The sequence below is a fragment of the Achromobacter sp. UMC71 genome (assembly GCF_014170305.1).
Taxonomy (GTDB): domain Bacteria; phylum Pseudomonadota; class Gammaproteobacteria; order Burkholderiales; family Burkholderiaceae_B; genus Achromobacter.
Map to the genome: position 1 here is coordinate 221,355 of NZ_LZZT01000018.1, position 16,573 is coordinate 237,927.

At 66.1% G+C, this 16,573-nt stretch carries 24 protein-coding genes and 1 tRNA gene; 15 read left to right on the top strand and 10 right to left on the bottom strand.

The window, feature by feature from the left end; genetic code table 11:
• Positions 1–147: 147 nt before the first annotated feature.
• The 6 genes from rpsF (at position 148) to A9974_RS10240 (ending at position 4,103) form a co-directional block, all read left to right on the top strand.
• Positions 148–522, top strand: coding sequence for a 30S ribosomal protein S6 (gene rpsF, locus A9974_RS10215; protein WP_183003978.1), 375 nt, complete (start codon positions 148–150; stop codon positions 520–522).
• Positions 523–572: 50 nt separating this feature from the next.
• Complete coding sequence (gene priB / locus A9974_RS10220; RefSeq protein ID WP_183003979.1) at positions 573–896, top strand: primosomal replication protein N; 324 nt, start codon at positions 573–575, stop codon at positions 894–896.
• Positions 897–997: 101 nt separating this feature from the next.
• Positions 998–1,270, top strand: a complete 273-nt coding sequence (rpsR, locus tag A9974_RS10225) for a 30S ribosomal protein S18 (protein WP_006218308.1) — start codon at positions 998–1,000, stop codon at positions 1,268–1,270.
• Positions 1,271–1,284: 14 nt separating this feature from the next.
• The gene (rplI, locus tag A9974_RS10230) at positions 1,285–1,740 is read left to right on the top strand and encodes a 50S ribosomal protein L9 (protein ID WP_183003980.1); all 456 of its coding nucleotides are present in this window, start codon (positions 1,285–1,287) and stop codon (positions 1,738–1,740) included.
• 144 nt (positions 1,741–1,884) lie between these two features.
• Entirely contained in the window at positions 1,885–2,724 is an 840-nt protein-coding gene (locus tag A9974_RS10235; protein ID WP_183003981.1) for an RIO1 family regulatory kinase/ATPase, read from the top strand.
• On the top strand, positions 2,721–4,103 hold the full coding sequence (locus tag A9974_RS10240; RefSeq protein ID WP_183003982.1) for a replicative DNA helicase: 1,383 nt from the start codon (positions 2,721–2,723) through the stop codon (positions 4,101–4,103). The genes A9974_RS10235 and A9974_RS10240 overlap by 4 nt, the downstream gene beginning before the upstream one ends.
• A 64-nt stretch (positions 4,104–4,167) precedes the next feature.
• Here A9974_RS10240 and A9974_RS10245 read toward each other — a convergent pair whose 3' ends face one another.
• The 6 genes from A9974_RS10245 to A9974_RS10270 all read right to left on the bottom strand — a co-directional run bounded on the left by A9974_RS10245 (position 4,168) and on the right by A9974_RS10270 (position 8,819).
• Positions 4,168–5,145: a bile acid:sodium symporter family protein gene (locus A9974_RS10245; RefSeq protein WP_183003983.1), complete on the bottom strand. Its 978-nt coding sequence runs from the start codon at positions 5,143–5,145 to the stop codon at positions 4,168–4,170.
• 144 nt (positions 5,146–5,289) lie between these two features.
• The gene (pdxA, locus tag A9974_RS10250; protein ID WP_183004140.1) at positions 5,290–6,240 is read right to left on the bottom strand and encodes a 4-hydroxythreonine-4-phosphate dehydrogenase PdxA; all 951 of its coding nucleotides are present in this window, start codon (positions 6,238–6,240) and stop codon (positions 5,290–5,292) included.
• Positions 6,241–6,283: 43 nt separating this feature from the next.
• On the bottom strand, positions 6,284–6,592 hold the full coding sequence (locus A9974_RS10255; RefSeq protein ID WP_183003984.1) for a hypothetical protein: 309 nt from the start codon (positions 6,590–6,592) through the stop codon (positions 6,284–6,286).
• Between the two features lie 101 nt (positions 6,593–6,693).
• Positions 6,694–7,560 (bottom strand): esterase family protein, encoded by an 867-nt coding sequence (locus A9974_RS10260; RefSeq protein WP_255468120.1) that lies wholly within the window; start codon positions 7,558–7,560, stop codon positions 6,694–6,696.
• Positions 7,561–7,672: 112 nt separating this feature from the next.
• Complete coding sequence (locus A9974_RS10265) at positions 7,673–8,131, bottom strand: Lrp/AsnC family transcriptional regulator (RefSeq protein ID WP_183003986.1); 459 nt, start codon at positions 8,129–8,131, stop codon at positions 7,673–7,675.
• An 82-nt stretch (positions 8,132–8,213) separates the two neighbouring features.
• Positions 8,214–8,819, bottom strand: coding sequence for a hypothetical protein (locus tag A9974_RS10270; RefSeq protein WP_183003987.1), 606 nt, complete (start codon positions 8,817–8,819; stop codon positions 8,214–8,216).
• A gap of 124 nt (positions 8,820–8,943) precedes the next feature.
• Between A9974_RS10270 and A9974_RS10275 the strand changes: the two genes are divergently transcribed.
• Together A9974_RS10275 and A9974_RS10280 are read left to right on the top strand one after the other, a co-directional pair.
• The gene (locus A9974_RS10275; RefSeq protein ID WP_025140270.1) at positions 8,944–9,189 is read left to right on the top strand and encodes a hypothetical protein; all 246 of its coding nucleotides are present in this window, start codon (positions 8,944–8,946) and stop codon (positions 9,187–9,189) included.
• 214 nt (positions 9,190–9,403) lie between these two features.
• Positions 9,404–9,658, top strand: a complete 255-nt coding sequence (locus tag A9974_RS10280) for a hypothetical protein (RefSeq protein ID WP_255468114.1) — start codon at positions 9,404–9,406, stop codon at positions 9,656–9,658.
• Between the two features lie 50 nt (positions 9,659–9,708).
• Here the strand turns inward: A9974_RS10280 and A9974_RS10285 are convergent, their stop codons facing one another.
• On the bottom strand, positions 9,709–10,278 hold the full coding sequence (locus A9974_RS10285) for a DedA family protein (RefSeq protein ID WP_183003988.1): 570 nt from the start codon (positions 10,276–10,278) through the stop codon (positions 9,709–9,711).
• Positions 10,275–11,714 (bottom strand): PLP-dependent aminotransferase family protein, encoded by a 1,440-nt coding sequence (locus A9974_RS10290; protein WP_183003989.1) that lies wholly within the window; start codon positions 11,712–11,714, stop codon positions 10,275–10,277. Before A9974_RS10290 ends, A9974_RS10285 begins: the two co-directional genes overlap by 4 nt.
• 169 nt (positions 11,715–11,883) lie before the next feature.
• On the opposite strand from A9974_RS10290, the gene A9974_RS10295 reads away from it, so the two are divergent.
• The 4 genes from A9974_RS10295 to A9974_RS10310 all read left to right on the top strand — a co-directional run bounded on the left by A9974_RS10295 (position 11,884) and on the right by A9974_RS10310 (position 14,435).
• Positions 11,884–12,264 (top strand): hypothetical protein, encoded by a 381-nt coding sequence (locus tag A9974_RS10295; protein ID WP_183003990.1) that lies wholly within the window; start codon positions 11,884–11,886, stop codon positions 12,262–12,264.
• Positions 12,265–12,284: 20 nt separating this feature from the next.
• Positions 12,285–12,361: transfer RNA gene (locus A9974_RS10300), tRNA-Met, on the top strand.
• A 223-nt stretch (positions 12,362–12,584) separates the two neighbouring features.
• A complete protein-coding gene (locus tag A9974_RS10305; protein ID WP_183003991.1) occupies positions 12,585–12,929 on the top strand; it encodes a hypothetical protein in 345 nt (114 codons plus the stop codon).
• Positions 12,930–13,193: 264 nt separating this feature from the next.
• Complete coding sequence (locus A9974_RS10310; RefSeq protein WP_183003992.1) at positions 13,194–14,435, top strand: TIGR03862 family flavoprotein; 1,242 nt, start codon at positions 13,194–13,196, stop codon at positions 14,433–14,435.
• A gap of 30 nt (positions 14,436–14,465) precedes the next feature.
• Here the strand turns inward: A9974_RS10310 and A9974_RS10315 are convergent, their stop codons facing one another.
• Together A9974_RS10315 and A9974_RS10320 are read right to left on the bottom strand one after the other, a co-directional pair.
• Positions 14,466–14,858 carry a hypothetical protein gene (locus tag A9974_RS10315; protein ID WP_183003993.1) on the bottom strand — a complete coding sequence of 131 codons (393 nt, stop codon included), beginning with the start codon at positions 14,856–14,858 and terminating at the stop codon, positions 14,466–14,468.
• A gap of 60 nt (positions 14,859–14,918) precedes the next feature.
• Positions 14,919–15,278: a hypothetical protein gene (locus A9974_RS10320; RefSeq protein WP_183003994.1), complete on the bottom strand. Its 360-nt coding sequence runs from the start codon at positions 15,276–15,278 to the stop codon at positions 14,919–14,921.
• Positions 15,279–15,464: 186 nt separating this feature from the next.
• On the opposite strand from A9974_RS10320, the gene A9974_RS10325 reads away from it, so the two are divergent.
• From A9974_RS10325 to A9974_RS10335, 3 genes are all read left to right on the top strand, one after another.
• Entirely contained in the window at positions 15,465–15,596 is a 132-nt protein-coding gene (locus A9974_RS10325; RefSeq protein ID WP_183003995.1) for an entericidin A/B family lipoprotein, read from the top strand.
• Positions 15,597–15,725: 129 nt separating this feature from the next.
• Positions 15,726–16,148 (top strand): BPTD_2524 family lipoprotein, encoded by a 423-nt coding sequence (locus A9974_RS10330; protein WP_183003996.1) that lies wholly within the window; start codon positions 15,726–15,728, stop codon positions 16,146–16,148.
• Positions 16,149–16,151: 3 nt separating this feature from the next.
• Positions 16,152–16,565 (top strand): hypothetical protein, encoded by a 414-nt coding sequence (locus tag A9974_RS10335; RefSeq protein WP_183003997.1) that lies wholly within the window; start codon positions 16,152–16,154, stop codon positions 16,563–16,565.
• The last annotated feature ends 8 nt before the right edge of the window (positions 16,566–16,573 follow it).

Sequence of the window (16,573 nt, forward strand, 5' to 3'; positions counted from 1 at the left end):
TGCTTTTTGGGTAGCGGGCTGCCCCTTGCAGGCCAGTCTAAAGAAAAAAGACCAGTGATAGAGAAAGCACTGGAAAGCCGCTGATTTGTTGAAAATCCTGCGGTGCTAGACAAGTGGCCGGCAAGACATCCTCAAGGAGTTTTACTCATGCGTCACTACGAAGTAGTGTTTATCGTTCACCCCGACCAAAGCGAGCAAGTGCCCGCCATGGTCGAACGTTACCAAGCGCTGGTCACGGGCCAAGGCGGCTCGGTTCACCGCCTGGAAGACTGGGGTCGCCGTCAACTGGCCTACCCGATCCAGAAGCTCGTCAAGGCTCACTACGTCTGCCTGAACATCGAGTGCGGCCAAGCCACGCTGGATGAGCTGGAACACTCGTTCCGTTACAACGACGCCGTTCTGCGCCACCTGGTCATCAAGACCAAGAAGGCCCAGACCACTCCCTCGATCATGATGAAGTCGGTCGAGCGCGAAGAAGCCCGCAAGGCTTCGGCGGAAGCTGTCGCGGTTCAGGCCGAGTAAGCAGGGCTCACGCAGAGCCCACCCATGAAGTCCCCTTGGTGCCTGGCAGGATGAACAGACTGGAACTGAGCGCCCGCGTTCTCGAATGCGAGCCTTTGCGCCACACTCCCGCCGGTCTGCCCGCACTGGAAATGGTGCTGGCGCACGAATCCGAGGTCATCGAAGCCGGCCATCCGCGCCGTGTGGAACTGACGATCTCGGCCGTGGCACTGGGCGATCTGGCGTTGCTGTTGAAAGGAACGGCGCTGGGGTCCGAATTGCAGGTGCAGGGGTTTTTGGCCCCCGTCCGCAAGGACTCGGCGAAGTTCAAGCTGCATCTGCAGCAGGCGCGCAAGATTAGCGGCAGCGCAGGACGCGATCCGCTGGTGGCTTGACGGGAATGGGCAAAGGGCGCGAGAGCGCCTTCTGAAAACGGATAGGTTATGGGGAATCGGGCTCGAAAAGAGTCGTCCCCTCAAACATAGAGGCACATATCATGGCTTTCTTCGGAAAACGCAAAGAAAAACGCAAATTCACGCAGCAGAACCCGCTCTTCAAGCGTCGTAAGTTCTGCCGCTTCACCGCAGCCGGCGTCGAAGAGATCGACTACAAGGATCTGGACACCCTGCGCGACTTCGTGCAAGAAAACGGCAAGATCATCCCGGCTCGCCTGACCGGCACCAAGGCAATCTACCAGCGTCAGCTGGACACCGCCATCAAGCGCGCGCGCTTCCTGGCCCTGTTGCCTTACACCGACAACCACAACTAATCCGGGGCACTGAAATGCAAGTTATTCTGCTCGAAAAAGTCGTCAACCTGGGTAACCTCGGCGAAGTCGTTCGCGTGCGTGATGGCTACGCCCGCAACTTCCTGATTCCCCAGAAGAAGGCCCGTCGCGCAACCGACGCCGCCCTGAAGGAATTCGAAGCCCGCCGCGCCGAACTGGAAAAAGTCCAGGCCGAGAAGCTGGCCGCCTCCCAGGCTCTGGGCGAGCGCGTCAACGGCTTCCAGCTGAAGATCGCCCAGAAGGCTGGCGTCGACGGCCGTCTGTTCGGTTCGGTCACCAACGCCGACATCGCCGAAGGTCTGAAGAAGGCCGGTTTCGAAGGCATTGAAAAGGCGCAAGTGCGTCTGCCCAATGGCCAGTTGAAGTCGGTCGGCGAGTTCCCCGTTCAAGTCGCCCTGCACGCCGACGTCGTCGTCGACGTCACGGTGCTGATCGAAGGCGAACTGTCCTAATCCGGACACCGCGGTAAAAAAGAGCCGGCCCGCGTGCCGGCTTTTTTTCTTTTACGCCGCGCCTCGATCCGCTTTGCCCCTGGCAATTGCGTGTAGTCTTGCGGGCTGCACGCGTGCCGTACGCTGTTTTGTACAGAGGACCTCTTGACCCAGCCGCCCGTCCACCACAATGCGCCCGCCGGATTGCGCGCCTGGCTCGATAGCTTGAACGCCGAGAGCGAGCCGTCGGTGCGGGATGCCACCGTAGACGGGGTGCGCTGCATCATCAAGCGCCGCCGCCCCAGCTTCGCCCGCGGCGTCAGCTACGCGCTGCGCTATGTGCGGGCACTGTTTCTCGGGGTGGGCTGCAAGGTGTTCCTGGGCGAATTCCCACGTCCCGGCATCCTGCTGCGCAACGGCCTGGAACACGAGGCGCGCCGCCTGCAGCAGCTGCTGCAAGCCGGCTGCCGCGTGCCGGAAGTGTGGTGGCAGGAGCAGGGCCTGCTGGTGCTGGAATATGTGGGCGAGGACCTGGCCGACCTGATCCGCAATGAAGACACGACTTCGCGTCTTTGGCTGGCGCGCGCGGCCGCGGCTGACCTGGCCGCCTTCCATGCCCGCGGGCTGTGGCACGGCGGCGCCCAGATCCGCAATATCACCCTGCGTGACGGCGAGTTGTGGCGCATCGATTTCGAGGAGAACATCGGGTCGACGCTGTCGCGTCCGCTGGCGCAGGCCTACGACCTGTTCCAGATGCTGGCCTCGCTGGCCTCTTTGCGTAAATTGCCCGACGATGTCGCCAGGACGCTGGGTAAACTGGCGCTCGAGGTCTATTTCGAGTGCAATCCCGATCCCGAGGTCAAGGCCCGCCTGCGCCGCCTGACCCGGGTGCTTTCCTTCATTGCCACGCCCTTGCGCCCCCTGCTGGGCCGACTGCCGTCGCGCGATGTACAGGGATTTTTCCGCGTCGCGGATATCCTGCAGCCGTTACTATTGAAGCCATGAATACTCCCGCCGATCCCCAGCTCGAATACCTGCGCGTTCCTCCCCACTCGATCGAGGCGGAACAGTCGGTTCTGGGCGGCCTCCTGCTCGATAACTCGGCTTGGGACCGCATCGCCGACGTGCTGGTCGAGGAAGACTTCTATCGCCACGATCACCGGTTGATCTGGCACCACATCGCCCGCCTGATCGGGCTGGCGCGTCCGGCCGACGTCATCACGGTCAATGAATCGCTGGTCAGCGCCGGCAAGGCCGAAGACGCCGGCGGCCTGGCCTACCTGAACGCCCTGGCGCACAACACGCCGTCGGCCGCCAACATCCGCCGCTACGGCGAGATCGTGCGCGAGCGCGCCATGCTGCGCAAGCTGGTGTCGATCGCCGACGAAATTTCCTCGGCCGCGCTCAACCCGCAAGGCAAGGAAGCGCGCCAGCTGCTGGACGAAGCCGAATCCAAGGTGTTCCAGATCGCCCAGGAAGGCGCGCGCGGCGCCGCCGGCTTCCAGGAGATCCAGCCGCTGCTCACCCAGGTGGTCGAGCGCATCGACGAGCTCTACCACCGCGAAGGCAGTTCCGACGTTACCGGCGTGCCCACCGGTTTCACCGATCTGGACAAGATGACCTCGGGCATGCAGGGCGGCGACCTGATCATCGTGGCGGGCCGCCCGTCCATGGGCAAGACCTCGTTCTCGATGAACATCGGCGAGCATGTCGCGATCGAGCAGGGCCTGCCGGTGGCGGTGTTCTCTATGGAAATGGGCGCCGTGCAGCTGGCCATGCGTATGCTCGGCTCGGTCGGCTTGCTGGACCAGCACCGCATGCGGACCGGCAAGCTCATCGCCGAAGACTGGCCGCGTGTGACGCACGCTGTGCAGCTGATGCAGGACGCGCAGGTCTATATCGATGAAACGCCCGCGCTCAGCCCGATGGAAGTGCGCGCGCGCACCCGCCGCCTGGCGCGTCAGTGCGGCCAGCTTGGCCTGATCATCATCGACTACCTGCAGCTGATGTCGGGTAATGGGTCGGGCGAAAACCGGGCCACCGAAGTGTCGGAAATCAGCCGCTCGCTCAAGGGCCTGGCCAAAGAGCTGAACTGCCCCCTGATCGCGCTGTCGCAGCTGAACCGAAGCCTGGAACAGCGTCCCAACAAGCGTCCCGTGATGAGCGACCTGCGCGAATCCGGCGCTATCGAACAGGACGCCGACGTGATCCTGTTCATCTACCGCGACGAAGTCTACAACCCCGATTCGCCGGACAAGGGCACGGCCGAGATCATCATCGGCAAGCAGCGTAACGGCCCGATCGGGACCGTGCGCCTGACCTTCCAGGGTTCCAGCACGCGCTTCCTGAACTTCTCGGGCGCGCAGCCCAAGGACATGTACTGATCGCAGCCGCATGATCCGACAAAAAACCGCGCCTCGGCGCGGTTTTTTATTGAGCGGCTGGAAGTCATTCTTCCGATTCGGGCCGCTTGCCGTAGCGCGCGGCCAGCACGCCGCAGACCATCAGCTGGATCTGGTGGAACAGCATCAGCGGCAGCACGATGGCGCCCACGGCGTGGCCGGCGAACAGCACCTGGGCCATGGGGATGCCGCTGGCCAGGCTCTTCTTGGAGCCGCAAAAGAGCAGCGTGATGCGATCGGGCAGGTTGAAGCCGAACACGCGGCCGGCCAGGGCCGACAGGCCCAGCGCCAGCGCCAGGATCACGGCGCAGCTGACCACCAGACCGAGCAGCGCGGGAATCGGCGTCGAGCTCCATAGGCCTTCGTTGATGGCTTCCGAGAAGGCGGTGTAGACCACCAGCAGGATCGACCCCTGGTCGACGAATTTCAGCATGGCCTTGCGCTTGTGCACCCAGGCGCCGATCCAGCGGCGGGCGAACTGGCCCAGTACGAAGGGCAGCAGCAGCTGCAGCATGATCTTGCCGACTGCGTCGAACGAGATCGGCGCGCTGCCGGCGTTGGCAACCACTGTGCCCACCAGCAGCGGGGTCAGGAAGATGCCCAGCAGGCTGGAGGCCGATGCGCTGCAGACCGCGGCGGGCACGTTGCCACGCGCCATCGAGGTGAAGGCGATGGCGGACTGCACGGTGGCCGGCAGGCAGCACAGGAACAGGATGCCCAGGTACAGCTCGGGCGTGACCAGCGGTTCGAGCACGGGCTTGAGCGCCAGGCCGAGCAGCGGGAACATCAGGAACGTGGCCGAGAAGATGGTCAGGTGCAGCTTCCAGTGAGTCAGGCCGGCGACGACGGCCTCGCGCGACAGGCGTGCACCATGCAGGAAGAACAGCAGGCCGACCGCGACGTTGGTGATCCAGCCGAACACCACCACGCCTTGCCCGTGAGCGGGCACGATGCTGGCGATGATGACGGTACAGATCAGGTAGAGCGTGAAACGGTCGGGTAGGAGACGGACAAGGCGTGACATGGAGGTAGGTGGTAGAACGGAAAGCAGCGGCGCGCGGCGGGCGCCAGAATCGGGGCGTATTGTAGACCCGGGGCCCGCGGGCCGCCCGGCGGCGGCGCGCCGGTGTCCGTCAGTCGTGCGTATGGGGCCGCGGGGCCGGGGCGCTCAGGGCGTCATTGCCAGGGCCAGGTCGAAGGCGGCGATCAGCGAGGCCTGGTCGGCCACGCCCTTGCCGGCGATGTCGAACGCGGTGCCGTGGTCGACGCTGGTGCGCACGAACGGCAGGCCCACGGTGACATTGACGCCATGGTCCAGCCCCAGGTATTTCACCGGGATCAAGCCCTGGTCGTGGTATTGGGCCACCACGATGTCGAATTCGCCGCGGCGCGCCCGCATGAAGACCGTGTCGCCGGGCCATGGGCCGCTGGCATCGATGCCTTCGCCGCGGGCCTGGCGGATGGCCGGTTCGATGATGTCGAGGTCTTCGCGGCCGAACTTGCCGCCTTCGCCGGCGTGCGGGTTCAGGCCGGCCACCGCGACGCGCGGGCGGTCAATGCCCATCTGGCGGCAGGCGCGGTCGGCCAGGCGCATGGCGGTCAGTTCGGCCTGCGGCGTGATGCGCGCCATGACGTCGGCCAGGGCGACGTGGATGGTCACCAGCAGCACGCGCAATTCGTCGTTGGCGAGCATCATGGCGAAATCCTGAGTCGCGGACCGTTCGGCCAGGATCTCGGTGTGGCCGGGGTAGTCGATGCCGCCTTCGTGCATGGACTTCTTGTTCAGCGGCGCCGTGACGATGGCGCGGATGCGGCCGGCCTGGGCGTCGTCGATGGCGGTGCAGACATAGTCGTAGGCGGCGCGTCCGGCCGCCGCGCTGACCTGGCCGTAGGGCAGGTCGGACGGCAGGGCGGGGCCGCAGGAGATGACTTCGATGCGGCCGGCGTCGCCCGTGGCCAGGCCGGCGTGCGCGATTTCGGTGATGTCCAGCCGTGCGCCCAGCAAGGCGGCGGCGCGGCGCAGGGCGCCCGCATCGCCATACACCACGCACGGCGCATTCAGGCCCTGCGCGCAAGCCTTGACGACGATTTCAGGGCCGATGCCGGCGGCATCTCCCATGGTGATTCCCACGGGCGGCTGAGTGTTCACGATGCGTTCCTGGCTACGGCTTGTCGGCCTTGGGCGGTTCGACCACGCCGCATTCGAAGTTGACCGTGGCGCGCTTGGACCCCAGGCCCGTCGCGTGATTGGACGTGACGGCGGGCTTTTGCAGCTTGCGGCCGATGGATTGGCAGTACTGGTCGGCGCGTTGCAGCGCCTGGTTCTTGATTTCGACCCAGGTCAGCAATTGCGTACCCGAACTGTAGGTGACGCTATAGCCGTTCTTGCCAGTGGGCGTCACTTCGCTCATGCTGGAACAGGCGGTCAGCAGGACGAGCAGGGCGGAGGCAGAGGCAAGGCGTGCAAGCATGGGAGATCCGTGAATGGCGATAGACCACATTACAACATTATGCCGCCCCCGCCGTCCCTGGGGTAGGGCCTGCCGGAGCCGGCAGGCCCCGCGGTCGATGCCTAGCGCGCGGCCGGCCGGCTGACTGTCCGGAACACGTACTTGAGCGCATCGCCGATAGTGGCTTCCCAGACCGGCCAGTCGTGGGGGCCGTTCACAATGCGCAATTCCGCCGGCTGCTTGTTCTTGCGCAGCAGCGCGTAGAGCTGGGTGGCCTCGTTTTCGATGCGGAACTCGTCGTCGTCGCCCGAATTGATGTACATCGGCACCTTGATGCCTTTCTTCAGGAAGGCGTCCCACAGCACCGGATAGTTGTAGGCCTTCCAGACTTCCGGATCATAGGCGCCGTCGCCACCGGGCGCGGCGAACACCTTCACGCTGCGGGCTGACGAATCGGCCGGCGGCTCGGGGTTGTAGATGGCCGGGCTGAGCAGCGCGGCCGCCTGGAACTTCTCGGGATACTTCAGGGTGTAGCGCAGCGCGCCGTAGCCGCCCATCGACAGGCCGCCGATCAGCCGGCCGTCGCGCGTGGTCAGCGTGCGGTAGGTTTTTTCCACGTGCGGGATCATGTCATTGAAGAAAGCGGTTTCCATCTTCTCTTTCAGGTCCACGTACCAGGTGGTGCCCGCGTCCGGCATGATGATGATGGCCGGCGGGATGTCGCCGGATTCGATCAGCGCGTCCACCGTGGGCTTCAGGCGGCCCTTCACGGCCCAGTCGTTGCGGCTGCCGTCATTGCCGTGCAACAGGTACAGCACGGGGTAGTCCAGCTTGCCGTCTTCGTAGCCGGTGGGCAGATAGACGTTGTAGGTCCAGGGGCGAGCCAGGGTGTCCGACTTGAGTTGCGCGGTCAGCAACGTGCCGGCGTGGGCCGCGGCGGCGCCCAGCAGCGCAAGGCCGGCCAGGGACAGCGCGAGATAACGCTTCAGGTGCTTCACTGTATTGTCTCCTCTTGTACGCCCGGATCGGGCGCACGTCACAATACAGAGAAAGGCTGGCGCTGCGTAGGGGGCCGGACGAGCGCCCGGCATGACCGTGGCGTCAGGGCGTGCCGACCGCGCTGCGGCGGTCGACCTTGCGGCTGAGCACGATGGAGGTCTGCGTCTGCTTCACGCCGTCGATCAGGCCGATGCGGTCCAGCAGCGCGTCCAGCTGTTCGTGGGTCTCGCAGCGCAGGAAGATCAGGTAGTCATAGGGGCCGCTGACCGACGACACCTCTTCGACCTCGGGCATTTTTTCCAGCTCGCGGATCACCGCGGCCGGCGTCTTGGGCAGCACGCTGATGAAGCAGTAGGCGCGCACCGCGGCCTCTTCCAGCAGGCGCCCCAGGCGCACGCCGTAGCCGGCTACGATGCTCTCGCGTTCCAGGCGGGCGATGCGCGCGACCACGGTGGTGCGCGCCAGCCCCAGCTTGCGCGCCAGGATGGCGGCGGGTTCGCGGGCGTTGGCCTGCAGCAGGCTGAGCAGTTGCCGGTCGATGGCGTCTAGGCGTTCGTTCATGCGCCCGAACATACAAGGGCGATGCGCCGCAAGTCAATGCCGGGTCCGCCGGCCGGCAACGCGGGCATCGGTTGGACGGGCCTTACCCGTCGGACTCGGGGGGAATGCCGCCTTGATAGACGCGGCCGTCGAACTCGAAACGCGTGATGGTCTTGAAGGCCGCATCGAAGACCCGGTCGCGGCGGACCGGGTCCCGCGCCAGCGCGGCATCCAGCGTGAAGCGGCACAGGTCGGCGCCGCTGTCGTAGCGCGCCGCGCGCACGGCATCGCTGACGCCGAACTCGTGGGCGAAGTGGGCGAACTCGCGTAGCTGTTCCATTTCGTGGAAGGCGCCTCGGTCGCTGACCAGCCGCATGCCGAACTTGTCTTCCGCTTCGGGGCCGGGCGCGGGGGCTGGTGCGGCGGGCACCGCTAGCGGGGCGCCGTAGTCAAAGCGCGCGCCGGCATCGCGCATGGCCGCCAGTATGCGCTGCCAAGCCGCCTCGTCCAGCGCCAGGCGCGCGGCCATGGCGATCAGCCGCTGGCGTCCGAGCGTCCGCGGTTGCGGGCCGCCCACATAGCTGGACCAGGGCGCCGCTTCGTCCAGCCCGGCCAATTCCGCCATCTGCGCATCGTTGTACCCAAGCTGCTCCTGCAGCCGCCGCAGGGCGGCGGCATCGGGAGGCACGTAGTTCTGGATCGTCTTCATGGGCACGCTCCGGTTGCGCCACGGCGCTACGCTTCATGCTAGCGCGGGCGGCGGGCCTTGCCCAGCGGCCGCGCGCGCCCATGCTAGGATTTGCGCCGACAATCATTGCCAGGAGGCTTTACCCATGGACACCCAGGAACAAATCGCGGTCATCGTGCATACCATTTCGCACCAGGGCGGCCGTATCGACGCACTCAATTCGGCGCTGCTGACCATGCTGCATCTGGCCAAGGGCTCGCCCGGCCTGCGCGAGGCCATCGAGGCCCAGCTCGAGCAGAACTACTCCAGCCTGCTGGCGCGCTCCGAAAACCCGCAATACGTGGCCGGTTTCGAGAGCGTGCGCGACCAGGTCATCGCGGCGCTGAAGTAAGCGTGCGGCCGGCGACGCTGGCAAAGTTACCCACAACTTCTGTGGACAAGCCTTGGGATAGTCCGGGCATAGACAGCCTTTTTCCTTTGTTTACAAGGGCTTGCAAATAGCGGTCAAAGGACGCGCCAAAACGTCGTTCGTTGCCCATGCGGGCAGGGCCGGCACGCGCCTCGCAAGCCGGGTAATATGCGGCCCCATGCGGAATCAGTATCCATTGGAATGCCGGAGCCGGGCCCTGGGGGCCCGCGTTTCGGAAGCGGCAAAGCTGGCGGCCTTCGACCCCGGCAAACTTTCTCCCGAAGCACGTGAGAGCTGGGAGCGCCTGGGCCATGGCTTCAAGGCATGGCACGACTTCGACCAGCGTCACCCCATCCTGCGCCGGCTGGCCCTGCTGCCGTTCATCGGCCTCCTGTACCGCAAGGCGCGCCGCCGCCACGTCATGATCGCCAGCGGCAAACTGGTGTTTTGAGATGGCCGGTCAGGTGCGGCCGGCGAGGTACGGCCGGCGAGCTGCGGCGATCACCCCTGACGACGACGCCGTGCGTACAGCCGGTAAGCCAGCCACACCGCGATGCCGATCGCGGCAGCCACTGCCAGCTTGGTCTCCACGCCATGCAGTCGCCCCAGCAGCGACTCAATGGTCTGCCCGAACAGATACCCCACCAGGCTGAAGCACACGGCCCAGATGGCGGCAGCAATGGCGTTGAGTACGAGAAAGCGCAGGGGCGACACCTGCGACACGCCCAGCGCCACCGGCCCCACCGTGCGCAAGCCATACAAGAAGCGCAGGGCCAGGATGAAACCGTGCGGGTAGCGGTCAATGGCCGCCAGCGCCTTGCCGAACGCCGGCTGCGCGCGGATCCGCGCCACATAGCGGTGGTTGCGATAGCGGCGGCCCAGGTAGAACAGCGCCTGGTCTGCCAGGAATGAGCCGGCGAACGCGCATAGCATGACGTAGGGCAGGTGCAGCAGCCGCTGATGCGACAGAAAGCCGGCCAGCACCACCACGCTTTCGCCTTCCAGCAGGGTGCCGCCGAAGACCGCCCACAGGCCGTAGTCGACGATGAACTGGTGCAGGTGCGGATTCATGCGGCGCGCTCGCCGACGATGTGCGCCAACGTGCCCAGCGCCCGCGCGATCTCGGGCGTATGGCGCTGGCCGCAGCTGATGCGCAGGAAGTGGTTGTAGCGGGTGCTGTTGGAGAACATGGCGCCCGGGGCCACGCGTATGCCTTGGCGCAAGGCGGCTTCGAAGACCTCCAGCCCCGAGCGGCCTTCCGGCATTTCCACCCACAGCAGCATGCCGCCCGTGGGCATGCTGAGCCGCGTGCCGCGCGGAAAGTGCGCCGCGATGGCTTCGGCCGTCTGGTCGCGCTGGGTCTTCAATTGCCGGCGCAGCCGCGTCAGGTGCCGGTCATAGGCGCGCGAGCCCAGGTACTCGGCCACGGCGATCTGCGCCAGGGGTTCGTTGGGCCGGCTCTGCGCGAACTTCAGCATGGCGATGCGGGCCTTCCAGCGCCCGCCCAGCAACCAGCCCAGCCGCATGCCCGGCGCCAGCGTCTTGTGCAGCGACGAGCAGTAGATGACGTTGCCGGTCGGGTCCCAGGATTTGGCCGCCGCCAGCGGCGCATCGTCGTCGGTCAGCGCGCCGTAGGTGTCGTCTTCGATCAGTGGCACCTGCTGGCGCTCGCACAGGGCCACCAGCCGGGCCTTTTCGGCGTCGGGCATGACGCAGCCCAGCGGGTTCTGGAAATTGGGCACGACCACCACCGCGCGGATATTGCCGTGCGTCTGGAAGGCCAGGTCCAAGGCCTCGATGGACAGGCCATGCTGCGGGCTGGTGGGTATCTCCAGCGCGCGCATGCCCAGGCTTTCCAGGATCTGCAGCAGGCCGAAGTAGCAGGGGGACTCGACCGCGATGGTGTCGCCCGGCCGCGCCACGGCGCGCAGGGCCAGGTTCAGGGCTTCGATGCAGCCGTGCGTGACGATGACGTCGTCGGGTGTGGCATTGATGCCGTTGGCCAGCGCGCGCCGCGCCAGCACCGTGCGCAGGTCCGGGTGGCCCTGCGGCGGCACCGGGCTGACCAGCACCTGGGGCGACTGGCGCAGGGCGCGGATCATGGACTGCTTCAGGTCTTCCATCGGGTAGGCCTCCGGCATCGCGGCGGCCAGCGCGAAATTGGCGCTGACCGGGTGAGCCTCGCATTTGGCGACGAAGTCCGAGACGCGGTCGTGGATGCCGACATATTGGGCGGCGCCCAAGGTCTGGCGGATATCCGGTTCGTCGACGGGGGGAATGCTGTTGCGGCGCGGCTTCAGGACGAAGTAGCCGGAACGGGGGCGGGCCTCGATCAGGCCGTCGTCTTCCAGCAGGCGGCAGGCCTGCAGCGCGGTGGACAGGCTGACGTGATGGGTGCGCACCAGGGTCCGCACGGAAGGCATGCGCTGGGCGGGGGCGAGCACGCCCGTCTGGATGGCGCGCCGGTAGTGGTTGGCCAGGCGTAGATAGAGCGGTTGCGGTTCCATGCGCCGATCATGCTCCCCTAGGTTGGTGTGAGGGTAGGCACAGATTGACGCAAAGTACACCAGAACAGCGTCAAAATCGAGAGACTGCATCGGTACAGAAAGGCAGATTGTGTGGCTGTTGTGCAAAGCAGGCGGTGCGTAGCCTATAGGGGTCCGATTGGAGATGACCATGGCCCTTTTTCCCGCTCCCGAAATGCCCGCCCAACGCTTTGAAATCCTGTCCGGCGCCAGCCGCCAGATGCGCTTGCGGGGTGGCGCGACGGTGGTCTGCGTAAGCGGCAGCCTGCTGGTCGCGGAACCGCCATACCGGGCGGAATTGCCGCCTGGCACGTATTTTTCGCCTCCTTTGCGCCTTAACGCGGGCGAAATCCATTGCCTGCCGGAAAGCGGCCCGCTGACACTGACGGCCTTGAGCCGCACGCAGGTGATCTGCACGGACGCGCCCAGCCTGGCAGCGCGTATCCGAGTTGCGGCAGGCAGGTTTTTTTGCCTTTTGAGCAAAAATAATCGGGCAAATGGCCTCGGTGCGCTGCACAAGATTTCAAAATGAGGTATGATTCACACATCAGACGCGGGGTGGAGCAGTCTGGCAGCTCGTCGGGCTCATAACCCGAAGGTCGTAGGTTCAAATCCTGCCCCCGCAACCAGTTTCAAGTAGTCCCTGGCCCCTACGGCAGCATGCTTCACAGCCTGCCGCAGGCGCCGCGAAAAAACCGCGACACAGGTCGCGGTTTTTTTTCGTCTTCTCCTTGCCTTGCATCAAGCCATCGTTCCAGCCCGGAGTTTCCCGGGGTTTGCCGGCCGCACAGCCGCCGGACGCTGCGCTACCATGGGCTACGCGCGCTAGTTCGCCGCACACGAGGAGGGTCCATGGGTACCGCAAAATACGATCATCCCGGCTACGTGGCCGACGCCGGCACCGAAGGCAAGTACCACGTGGGCATTTGGTGCCCGCACGGCTATCCGGCCCACATCCATATCGGCCGGCCCGCGGAGCGCGGCGATCCCCAGGCCCTGTTGCGCTTGCGCATTCCCGACGGCGTCTTCCAATCGCTGCCCGATGATCCCGAAACGCTGTGCCGCCGCGCGCTGGGACAGGCGCTGGGCGCGGGTCTCTTGCGGTCGGTCTCGGTGGATGGCGAATACCAGGAACTGCGCTTCCAGCTCGACGCCGAGCCCTGGTCGGGGCCGATGCAGGCCGCCGCCAACGCCTGAAGTTACCCACAGCGATTGTGGACAAGCCTTGGGATAGGCGCTGCGCATGTCGCATTAGTGCCGCAATATCAAGGGCTTGCCGCAAGCGATGAAAAAATGCCCCATCCGGGGCATTTTTTTTGTCCGGTCCGGGCGCCGGGGCCGGCCTCGGGTCTCGCATGCGACAATCGCTGCCCCGGCGGCGCATGCTGTCTTGGCACTCCTGAATCTCCTATCCATGCATCTCAATCCGCATCCGTCCTTCGGCGCGAAGGCGCCGGCGCCATGAACGAAACCGGCAAACGTGCCGCCGTCATCGGTGGCGGTCCGGCGGGCCTGATGGCGGCCGAAGGCCTGGCTGCGCGCGGCCTGCAGGTCGACGTCTACGACGCGATGCCTTCGGTCGGCCGCAAGTTCCTGATGGCGGGCCGCGGCGGATTGAACCTGACGCACAGCGAAGCGGCCGCACCGTTCCTGGCTCGCTATGGCGACCGCGCCGCCCAGGTGGCGCCGTGGCTGCGCGCGCTGGATGCCAACGGCTTGCGCGAGTGGGCGGCGCAGTTGGGGATTGAAACCTTCGTGGGCTCGTCGGGCCGTGTCTTTCCCGCGGAAATGAAGGCGGCCCCGCTGTTGCGCGCTTGGCTGGCCCGGCTGCGCGCCAGCGGTGTGCGCTTTCATATGCGGCACCGCTGGCTGGGCTGGCCCGGGCCGACCGCCCCCACTGCCGCGGTGCTGCGCTTTGACACGCCCGACGGCGAGCGCACGTACGCGGCCGACGCCGTGGTGCTGGCGCTGGGGGGCGGCAGCTGGGCCAAGCTCGGTTCGGACGGCGCCTGGCTGCCGGGGCTGGCGGCGCACGGCATCGCCGTGGCGCCGTTGCGGCCGGCCAATTGTGGCTTCGAGGTGGCGTGGTCCGAGCATTTCGGGCAGCGCTACGCGGGGCTGCCGGTCAAATCGGTCTCCATGCGCGTCGGCGATGCGGGGCCGGCGCGCCAAGGGGAGTTCGTCGTCACGGAACACGGCATTGAAGGCAGCCTGGTCTATGCCCTGTCGGCACCGCTGCGCGATCGGATCGACGCCGCCGGGCACGCTGTCGCGCTGCTGGACCTGGCACCTGATTGGACACCCGAAAAGGTACTGGCAGCGGTGACGCATCCGCGCGGCGCGCGGTCCATGTCCAGCCATCTGCAGAGCCGGCTGGGGCTGACGGGCGTCAAGGCCGGCTTGCTGCGTGAGTGCGCGGGGGCGGACGATTTTCGCGACGCGGAGCGGCTGGGCGTGCTGATCAAGGCGCTGCCATTGACGCTGGCGCGGACGCGGCCGATCGACGAGGCCATCAGCACGGCCGGCGGCGTCGGCTTCGACGCTCTGGGGCCCAGCCTGATGCTGCGGCAGGCGCCCGGCGTGTTCTGCGCGGGCGAAATGCTGGACTGGGAAGCGCCGACAGGCGGCTATCTGCTGACCGCATGCATGGCCAGCGGCGTGATCGTGGCGCAGGGTGCGGCAGATTTCCTGGCTGCCCGTTAGGGCGGCGCGTTCACCGCGGCAAAGGCGGACTCAGGAGCCGTTCGGGTAGAGCGACGCGCCGAGGGCGGGCAGGTCGTTGACGACATGGCCCACCACCGGCGGGCCGTCGGGTTGCGCGACGATGCCGATGACCCGGGTGATGGCGCTGGCGGGAATGCTGGCGTCTTGGCCGGGATCCTGCACCAATTGCCAGATCTTGGGGTCGGCGGACAGTGCTTCGCTTTCGGCAGTGTCGGAGGAATCCAGGCAAGCGCGGGCGAAGACGGACCAGTCAGAGGCGCTGCAAGGCAAGCCGTGCGCGGTGGCCAGACGGGCCAACGCCAGAGGCGCATCCGCCTGGCTCGCGGCGTGCTGGGCGGCCGTGCCCAGCGAGACATCCAGCGATAACAGGCGGAGAAACTCTACGACATTGTCTGTGTTCATTCTGCGGTCTCCCTCTGTAGCGTTGTTCTGGCTGGCCGACGGCAGCGCGCCGGTTCGGTATCAGCCGGGTCCTTGTCCAAGCATCGCGACCAGCGATTGCTTCAGCCGCGCTGAGAAAATGGGTACGGTATGCGAAACGCCGCTGCGATCGACGCCTTCTTTCAGTTGGACCGATTGGCCCAGGAAAATTTCGGGTGCGGCGGCGATGCCGTTGTATCGGGCGAGCAACTCGTCCACTTGTTCCTGGGCTTGCGCCAAGGTGCTGCTGTCGGCGAGTTTGCCGGCGGCGTGGGTTTGCAGGATGCGATGCAAATCGTCGATGAAGAGTGCCAAAGCCGCCTGTCCGCGGCATTGCGGCTGCTCCCAGCCCCATGCCTGCGGCGAGCCGCCTTGGTTTTGCGATACGTGTTTCGTGGTCATTTGAGAATGCTAATCCATTGCCGGCAAATACGCGACAGCGCGGGCGCCGCGGGGCAATGTGACCATGAGGTCAGGCGTAGCGGGCAATGACTGCCGGCGAGCAGGGCGGGGTGGCGCCCACCCTGCGCAAACGGCGGTCTTTGCGGTATGCTGGCTTCGGTTTCCACGCCTCGATAGGAGATGCCCATGAAGAACAAAGTCATTCTTGTCATGCTGCTTTCGATTGCCGCCTTGTCGGCGGGATGCAATACCGTCGCGGGAGCCGGCAAGGACATCCAGCGCGGCGGCGAAAAAATCGAGGGCGCCGCCACCAAATAGCGGTGACTCGCTGTCCGCGTACCGCTGCCGCGGCAAGGGCCACGCAGAAATGTTCCGGCATTTCGGGCGTGGCCTTTTTGCAGCCGCTGGCATAATCGCGGGAATCCGAATCTGATGGCAGGAAGAATCATGCGCAAGTCTGTGTGGGTGGGCGTCACGTTGGTGGCGTTGTTGGGCGGATGCGCCAGCAAGGGTGTCTACGAGTCCGATACCGTGCTGAAAGAAACCTTCAGCGTGGATACCAATTACCAGGCGGCCTTCCGCCGGGCGGGCGAATATGTGCGCACCTGCCATGTCAATGTGCAACACCCCTATAACGTGGCCTACGCCTGGCGCCACACGATCGGCGAGAAGGGCGCGCCCGACGAGGTGCAGGTCTTCAAGGTGGGCGAGCCCGCCACGGTGCTGGAACTGGTGTCGGCCGAAGCCGACGGCCCGGCCACGTCCAAGGTGACGGTGACCGTGCTGGGCCAAGGCCGCTGGGATGCCGCCGAGATTGCGGCCGCCCGCGCCTCGATCCAGAGCGCCACGCCGGTCTGCCGCAAGGGCTGATCCATGGACCCCCGCGCCCAGCAGATCCGCGCCGCCGGCATGCCGTTTGCGCTGCTGGCCGGCGCGTTTCGCTTCCTGGGCTGGCTGAACGGCGTCGCGGCGCTGGGCCTGACCGCGTTTTCGCTGGGCATGGTGGGCGGCGACATCGCCGCCCCCGATCTGCAGCTGCCGCTGTTCATGCTGCTGGCCGGCCTGCTGGCGGCATGCCTGGGCGCCATGTTCGGATACCTGGCGCAGGTCAGCCTGTTGCGCCAGGGCTACAACGGTCGGGTGACGCGCGGGCATCTGCCGGCGCAGGCGCTGGCCCTGCTGTGCTTTGTGGCCAGTGCCCTGGCGTTTTGCACCGGCTGCTGGCTGGCGGCGGGTCAGGCTGCCGCAGATGCGACGCCGCACATGACAACCTACGCTCGACGCTAGCGTCAGAG

What these genes read in the sequence shown, in the direction of transcription:
- priB (WP_183003979.1), top strand. Translation starts at nt 573, where the DNA reads ATGAACAGACTGGAACTGAGCGCCCGCGTTCTCGAATGCGAGCCTTTG.
- A9974_RS10305 (WP_183003991.1), top strand. Translation starts at nt 12,585, where the DNA reads ATGGGTACCGCAAAATACGATCATCCCGGCTACGTGGCCGACGCCGGC.
- A9974_RS10310 (WP_183003992.1), top strand. Translation starts at nt 13,194, where the DNA reads ATGAACGAAACCGGCAAACGTGCCGCCGTCATCGGTGGCGGTCCGGCG.
- A9974_RS10290 (WP_183003989.1), bottom strand. Translation starts at nt 11,714, where the DNA reads ATGGAACCGCAACCGCTCTATCTACGCCTGGCCAACCACTACCGGCGC.
- pdxA (WP_183004140.1), bottom strand. Translation starts at nt 6,240, where the DNA reads ATGGGAGATGCCGCCGGCATCGGCCCTGAAATCGTCGTCAAGGCTTGC.
- A9974_RS10335 (WP_183003997.1), top strand. Translation starts at nt 16,152, where the DNA reads ATGGACCCCCGCGCCCAGCAGATCCGCGCCGCCGGCATGCCGTTTGCG.
- A9974_RS10285 (WP_183003988.1), bottom strand. Translation starts at nt 10,278, where the DNA reads ATGAATCCGCACCTGCACCAGTTCATCGTCGACTACGGCCTGTGGGCG.
- A9974_RS10295 (WP_183003990.1), top strand. Translation starts at nt 11,884, where the DNA reads ATGGCCCTTTTTCCCGCTCCCGAAATGCCCGCCCAACGCTTTGAAATC.
- A9974_RS10240 (WP_183003982.1), top strand. Translation starts at nt 2,721, where the DNA reads ATGAATACTCCCGCCGATCCCCAGCTCGAATACCTGCGCGTTCCTCCC.
- A9974_RS10315 (WP_183003993.1), bottom strand. Translation starts at nt 14,858, where the DNA reads ATGAACACAGACAATGTCGTAGAGTTTCTCCGCCTGTTATCGCTGGAT.
- rpsF (WP_183003978.1), top strand. Translation starts at nt 148, where the DNA reads ATGCGTCACTACGAAGTAGTGTTTATCGTTCACCCCGACCAAAGCGAG.
- A9974_RS10330 (WP_183003996.1), top strand. Translation starts at nt 15,726, where the DNA reads ATGCGCAAGTCTGTGTGGGTGGGCGTCACGTTGGTGGCGTTGTTGGGC.
- A9974_RS10245 (WP_183003983.1), bottom strand. Translation starts at nt 5,145, where the DNA reads ATGTCACGCCTTGTCCGTCTCCTACCCGACCGTTTCACGCTCTACCTG.
- A9974_RS10265 (WP_183003986.1), bottom strand. Translation starts at nt 8,131, where the DNA reads ATGAACGAACGCCTAGACGCCATCGACCGGCAACTGCTCAGCCTGCTG.
- rplI (WP_183003980.1), top strand. Translation starts at nt 1,285, where the DNA reads ATGCAAGTTATTCTGCTCGAAAAAGTCGTCAACCTGGGTAACCTCGGC.
- A9974_RS10255 (WP_183003984.1), bottom strand. Translation starts at nt 6,592, where the DNA reads ATGCTTGCACGCCTTGCCTCTGCCTCCGCCCTGCTCGTCCTGCTGACC.
- A9974_RS10325 (WP_183003995.1), top strand. Translation starts at nt 15,465, where the DNA reads ATGAAGAACAAAGTCATTCTTGTCATGCTGCTTTCGATTGCCGCCTTG.
- A9974_RS10270 (WP_183003987.1), bottom strand. Translation starts at nt 8,819, where the DNA reads ATGAAGACGATCCAGAACTACGTGCCTCCCGATGCCGCCGCCCTGCGG.
- A9974_RS10320 (WP_183003994.1), bottom strand. Translation starts at nt 15,278, where the DNA reads ATGACCACGAAACACGTATCGCAAAACCAAGGCGGCTCGCCGCAGGCA.
- rpsR (WP_006218308.1), top strand. Translation starts at nt 998, where the DNA reads ATGGCTTTCTTCGGAAAACGCAAAGAAAAACGCAAATTCACGCAGCAG.
- A9974_RS10275 (WP_025140270.1), top strand. Translation starts at nt 8,944, where the DNA reads ATGGACACCCAGGAACAAATCGCGGTCATCGTGCATACCATTTCGCAC.